This window comes from Terriglobia bacterium (assembly GCA_020073185.1).
Taxonomy (GTDB): Bacteria; Acidobacteriota; Terriglobia; order Terriglobales; family Acidobacteriaceae; genus JAIQGF01.
The window spans coordinates 1-5,610 of sequence record JAIQFT010000108.1; the positions used below are offsets into that span (position 1 = coordinate 1).

Genomic DNA, 5,610 nt, shown 5'->3' on the forward strand with positions numbered 1-5,610 from the left:
TCGTTGCCTTGTGTTTCGTTCATGGAACGACAGCGTGTCACGATCGCCGCGGATGCGCTGTGATCCTTGGCCGCTGGGCATCAGGCTAGTAACGGCAGCGGCGATGGCGGCGGTCCTCATCAGCGCTTCGCCTCGCCGGTTTCTGCACTGAACCATGCGATCATGCGCCCGATTACTGTGCAGCCGTCAGTCGGCTGAATCTCTTCGCGCGCTTCCTCACCCGCACGCTCGTAAAGTCCCTCTTCCCGCGGCTCTGGGCCAACTGCCATCTCGTCGGCGGTGGCACTAGGCCAGCCTTTTCGGAGTTTCATTCCGATCGTGGCTGCCCTCAGCTTCCACGCCATATGGTCCCGATAGAAATTCTTTCCCACATCCGAGTGCCTATACCCGATCACAACAGGCTCGTGTTTGAAGGAGCCTAGCGGTCCCAGCACGGCACCCCATAGATAGCGGTCCCAAGACAGCCCTGAGAACTTCAGGAGTCCCATGCACGGACCTCTGCCCCATTCCCGCACACCAAGCGAAGTCGGGGAAACCGAGGGGTCGAGGTGAACCAGCACCACCTTGTTCCACAAAGATTGGAGGTCGATGCGTGAGCGATCCACCACCACGATGTCACCGCCACCAAACACAATCCCTTCTGCGTCGTGGTCTACACGTAGGGCCACGGTGGAGGCACGGTTGACCACGCGGTCTGCCGCGAACCGAAATACTTGGCCACTTTCGAGCTTTGCTTCGGACCCGCTCGCCGCTTCATCCATTGAGAGTAGCGGAAGTTCGATGATCTCTCCGGGCGCGGCTCTTTTGTGCATCTTTTTCAGCATCCGCTCGGTCAGGGCAATGGCAGCTCTCCGGTCGAATCCGGCTTGCTCCCAGAACCACAGCGGATCGAGGCCGTGTTCAACGGCGATGTTGCCCAACTGTGCGAACATCCGCGACGACGGAGCATAGTTGCCGTCCGCCCGCAGCCAGTTTGAAACGGTGCCCTGAGAAGCCGTCCCTTGGCTGGAATCGGATTCGAGTTTGCTCGCAAGTTCGGCTTGGCTGAGGCCCGCGGCCTCCAGGAGTTCCCGAATTCTCTCCGCCCATTCGGTGGGTTTGCTAGCTCTTACCATTTTCCTCTTGACTCCGCCACGACTCTGGTACATTTTTAACTTGAAGGCATGGACACTCAACTCCAAAAGTATAGCCGATATTCGGAGTCGCCCGACAGTACGGCACCGGCGCACGCTGAACGGCTGGCGCAACGCGACGCCGACGCAGTTACGAGAGCATTGATCGCCTCAGTCATCCGCGGCTGCGCTAAATCGCGGGAACAGATTTGTGAAGATATGAGCGCGCGCCTCGGACGGACTGTAACCCGGTTCATGTTGGACGATTTCACTTCGCTAAGCAAGGGCGATGCGCAAACCAAGACGCCGGCACGCTTCCCGGCCGCGTGGATCGAGGCTTTCTGCCTGGTCACAGGTGACGACCGGCTCCAGTTGCACGTTATGGGAGCGCGCAACCGGCGCCTGATTGAATTCGCAAAAAGAGAACTCAGCGCCGCCAGCGATCAGCGCGAACGCGACCGGCTCCGGCATGAGCTGCTTCAAGAGGACAGCCGGCATGAGCGTGACTAAGAAAAAATCGAAGCCGCGCAGTGCGACTCAGCGCAGTGCGACTCAGCGGCTCGTTGCAATTCTGCCTCTGGCCCAATTCCTGGGTCAGAAGCGCGGCGGCTGCGCTGTCACCGTCGTGTTGTCGAATGGCCGAAAGGCGCGCACGTCGGAGGAAATCGCCGCCGACATCGCGCTTCAGTGCGGCGTCTGCCTACGCTCAATTTGGCGCTGGTACGAGGCTTTCAAACAGGCCGGCGGCTGCGCCGGCTGCGCCGCACTCATGCGCCGGAAGCGCTCCGACTGCGGTTCCAGCCGGTGGTTCGGGTCTCGACCGAAGGCTGCCAAGCTGCTCGCACGCCTCATTCTCATTCAGAAGTCCACCGCCCGCGTCGCGCACTATGAACTGCAACGCTCGCTAGGCCAGGCGCCTTGTTATCCGACGGTGGCGAATCGGGCCAGGCAGCTTAAGAACGCAGCCCGCGCCGCGCGCCGGCGCGGAACGCAGAAGGTGATCGCATGAGCGCCGAACTTTGGTTATCGCGAGAGCGCTTCTGCGAGCTGGAGGGCTGCAGCCCGCGCACGGCGGAAACCAAAGCCAAGAGCGGCCAGGTGCGCTGGCGATATTTCGAGAGGACGCTTCGCAACGGCAAACGTCCGCGCGAGTACTCGATTTCCAGTTTGAGTCCCTCCGCGCAGATGAAATACTTCGAGCAGCAGCAGCACCCCGCGATATCCACGGCGCTCGTTTCTACCAATCCTAGTCAGCCGATGCTCTTCGACGGCGTGCCGTTCCTCGATCCGAACACACTGACAAATCTGGACGGCGAACAACAGGCAGAGGCGCGCGAACGGTTCGCCATGATCGCGCCGATGCTGCAGTGGGCCGATGGCCACCGCCCGCACTTCACGCTGCCGAGCGGCGCCGAGGTCCGCAACCTGCAGAGTCTGGCGATTTATCTGGGCGGGCTGTATGGAAAATCTGGTGGCACGATTTGGAACTATTACAGCGCCTGGCTAAAAAAAGGCCCGCGCGGGTTGCTGCGCGACCGCCGCGACGATGCCGGCGTTTCCCGGTATTGGGGCGAGGACGGGAAGAATCATCCCCATGCGGCGAAGTTTGTCCTGTCCAAATACGCCGAACTCGGCGCCACGGCCGCGAACGGGGAGCCGAATCTGCGGCTGATCTATAACGCGCTGATCCGGCAGTTCCCTAACTTCAGCGATGGCGTGGAGAGCGGCGATCCGCCCGCGTACTCGACTGTCCGCGCGCTGGTGGGCAAAATTCTGCCCGTGATGCGCGACGCCGCGCGGCTCACGCGCCAGGCGCACGATTCCCGCCATGCGCCCTACCTCTCGCGCGCGATCGAGCGCGTGCGCCCGCTGCAAGTTTTTGTGAGCGATCACCGCATCTATGACGTGCTGGTCTACAACGATTGCTTTGACGCGCTGCCCGAAGGCGCCGCTTTCCGCCCGTGGGAAACGTGCGTGGAAGACATGCGCACGCGGGTGATCGTCGGCAGCGTGTGGGCAGCGACGCCGAGCGGGCGCACCATCGCGCGCGCTTACATGCGCGGAATCGAGCAGTTCGGCAAGCCTGAAACTGCCTATGTGGACAACGGGAAGGATTTTCGCAGCGTGGGCGGCGCCTACAGCCGCGCGCCGGCTGTGCTCGACGAGCACGGTCGTGTGCCGATCGATCTCACGGCGCACAATCTGTTCCGACGGCTCGGAATCGACGTCACGTATTGCATCCCGCGGCATCCGCAGTCGAAGCAGATCGAGAGCTACTTCGCGACGGTGAGCAAGCGTTTCGATGTGATGTTTGGCGACGGCTACGCCGGCAGAAAGCCCAGCTTGCGCCCCGACGCCTGCCGTGAGGCGGAGCAACTGCACAAGGAATGGCTCGCTCACAAGCGCGGAAAATCGCCGTTCCTGCCCGCGTCCTACTTCTTCCAACTGCATCGGCAATGGGTGGTGGAATTCAACGCGACGCACTGCCACAACGGGCGCGGCATGAACGGCCGGGCGCCTCTCGACGTGATGAACGAGCTGCTGCCGGTCGAACAGCGGAGGATAGCGAACGACCTGGCGAAGCTCGAATGGCTGTTCTGGGACCGCGAAGACCGCGTGGTGCGCAACTGCCGGGTCGAACTCAGCAATCACACCTACACCGGCGCCGACGAAGGCGCGATGCAGGCGCTCTACCTGGCAAACCACGAGAGAATCTGGATCGCACGCAATCCCGATGACGTTGGCTGCGCGATCGCGTTAGATAGTGACGGAAAACCGCTGGCGCTGCTGCATTCGCAGGAACTGACCGAGCACGGCCCGATCAGCGAGGACAAGATCAAGGCGATTTCGCGTTTCCGCAATCGCAGCTATCGCGAACTGCGGCAGGCCTGGGCAATGGTGCAGTCCGGCGTCCCGACCGAAGTCGAGCTGCTCGCCCAGCGAGCCGGGGCGCCACAGCAAGCGCAGCTGCAAATCCTGCCGCCGCGCGCGCGTGTTGCTTCGGCGCCTCATGCGCTGGCGGCCAGCGCCGCGCCGACGTATGTCGAAGACGATGCGCGCGAGGTGCTGGCGCTGATGAAGGAGAACTAAAGATGTCGCGCCTCTCGGAATATCAACGCTTGCAGCTCGAAAGCGCGTTGCCGGACGAAGCGGCCATGCGCGCGCAGATGAAGGATTACCGCGCCCGCGCGGGCCTCACGGAAGAGGACTTCGCCCACCGCATCGGCAAGGGCCGCACCACGCTGCAGTACTTCATGCGCGGGCGCTATCACGAAATTGCCGACTCATCGCTGCTGTTTCGGAAGGCCGCTTGGGACTTCATGCGGGCTCACCCGCTCGCCATCGATCCCGCCGATCCGGTCTCGAATTTCTACGACACCGCGACGGTGCGCGCCTACGGCAAACAGTTCTATCGGGCCGTGAACGAGCGCCTGGCCATCATTCTCCACAGTCCTCCGGGCACGGGAAAGACGCGCCTCGCGCAGCACTTCATCGCGGAACTCAACCGCAGCGAGCTATCGAAAAACGGCACCGGACGCCGCGCCTACCTGGTGCGCTGCCGAATCGGCATCCACCCGCAGGATCTGCTCAAGCGCGTCGCCGGGGCGTGCGGTACGCCGGCGGGCGGGAACATCGATCGCATTCTCGGCAATCTTCGCTTCGATCTGCGCAACGGCTCGCTGCTGGTATTTGACGAGGCGCAGTTTCTTGACCTCGACTGCCTGGAAACGATCCGCGAGCTGTACGATCTGCCGCCACACGTCGGCATGTTGCTGCAAGGCGCGCACACGCTGCGCAGCTTCTTCGTGGTGCGCGCGCTCGAATTGCAGCAATGGAACCGGCGCCTGCACGCGGTCAGTTCACTGCCGGACATGAGCGAAGAGGACGCGGCCAAGATCGCCCGCGCCGAAATTCCCGGCATCACCGAGCCCGCCGTTCGTAAGTTGGTGCAGCAGGCTTGGGATGAGGAGTTGGTCCTGCCTGAGATGGTTGGAACGCTGCGCCGCGTGCGCGCGCGCCTGCCGCAGAAACGGGCGTATCTCTCGCCGGGGCGCCTGTTCGGGCGCATCGCAGAGATCAGGAACGCGATGAAGGAAGGCGCGGCTTAGACCGCCCCATCTTGGATTGGTGAATTATGGCGACTCAGCAAATTTCGGTTGGTCACTTGCGGGCGCTGCACACGCTGTTCGGCATTTATGCGGCGCGCTCGCTCGACCTCACCTCGTCTGACCCTCGCCGCCAGCGCCTGAATTGGGCAGCGCAGAACATCGGGCGCGAGATTACATCGTTTCGCGATCTGACCGATGCCGAGGCCGGCAGTCTGGTGGATTTGCTCAAGAGAGCAGTGGGCCAGGAAGTGAGTGCGCCGATTCGTCGCCGCTCTCCCCGGCCGCGCAGCCGCCAGGGCGCCGAGGCTTGCGGGCTTGAAGGACGCCGCGCCTATCCGCGCCCGCCGAGCATCGCGACTGCCGAGGATCTGGCGCCGCTCGACGAAATG

Annotated in this window: 6 protein-coding genes; 4 read left to right on the forward strand and 2 right to left on the reverse strand. The window is 62.9% G+C overall.

All coding sequences use genetic code 11. The features are described from left to right. Positions 1 to 119 precede the first annotated feature (119 nt). Positions 120 to 1,148: a helix-turn-helix domain-containing protein gene (locus tag LAN64_20340; GenBank protein MBZ5570176.1), complete on the reverse strand. Its 1,029-nt coding sequence runs from the start codon at positions 1,146 to 1,148 to the stop codon at positions 120 to 122. A 240-nt stretch (positions 1,149 to 1,388) separates the two neighbouring features. After that, complete coding sequence (locus tag LAN64_20345) at positions 1,389 to 1,595, reverse strand: hypothetical protein (protein MBZ5570177.1); 207 nt, start codon at positions 1,593 to 1,595, stop codon at positions 1,389 to 1,391. 13 nt (positions 1,596 to 1,608) lie between these two features. Here LAN64_20345 and LAN64_20350 point away from each other — a divergent pair, with 13 nt between their 5' ends. The 4 genes from LAN64_20350 to LAN64_20365 all read left to right on the forward strand — a co-directional run. After that, positions 1,609 to 2,121 (forward strand): hypothetical protein, encoded by a 513-nt coding sequence (locus LAN64_20350; protein MBZ5570178.1) that lies wholly within the window; start codon positions 1,609 to 1,611, stop codon positions 2,119 to 2,121. Then, on the forward strand, positions 2,118 to 4,202 hold the full coding sequence (locus LAN64_20355) for a hypothetical protein (protein ID MBZ5570179.1): 2,085 nt from the start codon (positions 2,118 to 2,120) through the stop codon (positions 4,200 to 4,202). The genes LAN64_20350 and LAN64_20355 overlap by 4 nt, the downstream gene beginning before the upstream one ends. Before the next feature lie 2 nt (positions 4,203 to 4,204). Further along, positions 4,205 to 5,221: an AAA family ATPase gene (locus LAN64_20360; protein MBZ5570180.1), complete on the forward strand. Its 1,017-nt coding sequence runs from the start codon at positions 4,205 to 4,207 to the stop codon at positions 5,219 to 5,221. A 26-nt stretch (positions 5,222 to 5,247) separates the two neighbouring features. Continuing rightward, a partial coding sequence (locus LAN64_20365) for a hypothetical protein (GenBank protein ID MBZ5570181.1) occupies positions 5,248 to 5,610 on the forward strand: 363 nt, incomplete at its 3' end.

Bases quoted from the DNA above. Each gene is read 5' to 3' on its own strand.
- LAN64_20340 (MBZ5570176.1), bottom strand. From the start codon at position 1,148: ATGTACCAGAGTCGTGGCGGAGTCAAGAGGAAAATGGTAAGAGCTAGC.
- LAN64_20350 (MBZ5570178.1), top strand. From the start codon at position 1,609: ATGAGCGTGACTAAGAAAAAATCGAAGCCGCGCAGTGCGACTCAGCGC.
- LAN64_20355 (MBZ5570179.1), top strand. From the start codon at position 2,118: ATGAGCGCCGAACTTTGGTTATCGCGAGAGCGCTTCTGCGAGCTGGAG.
- LAN64_20360 (MBZ5570180.1), top strand. From the start codon at position 4,205: ATGTCGCGCCTCTCGGAATATCAACGCTTGCAGCTCGAAAGCGCGTTG.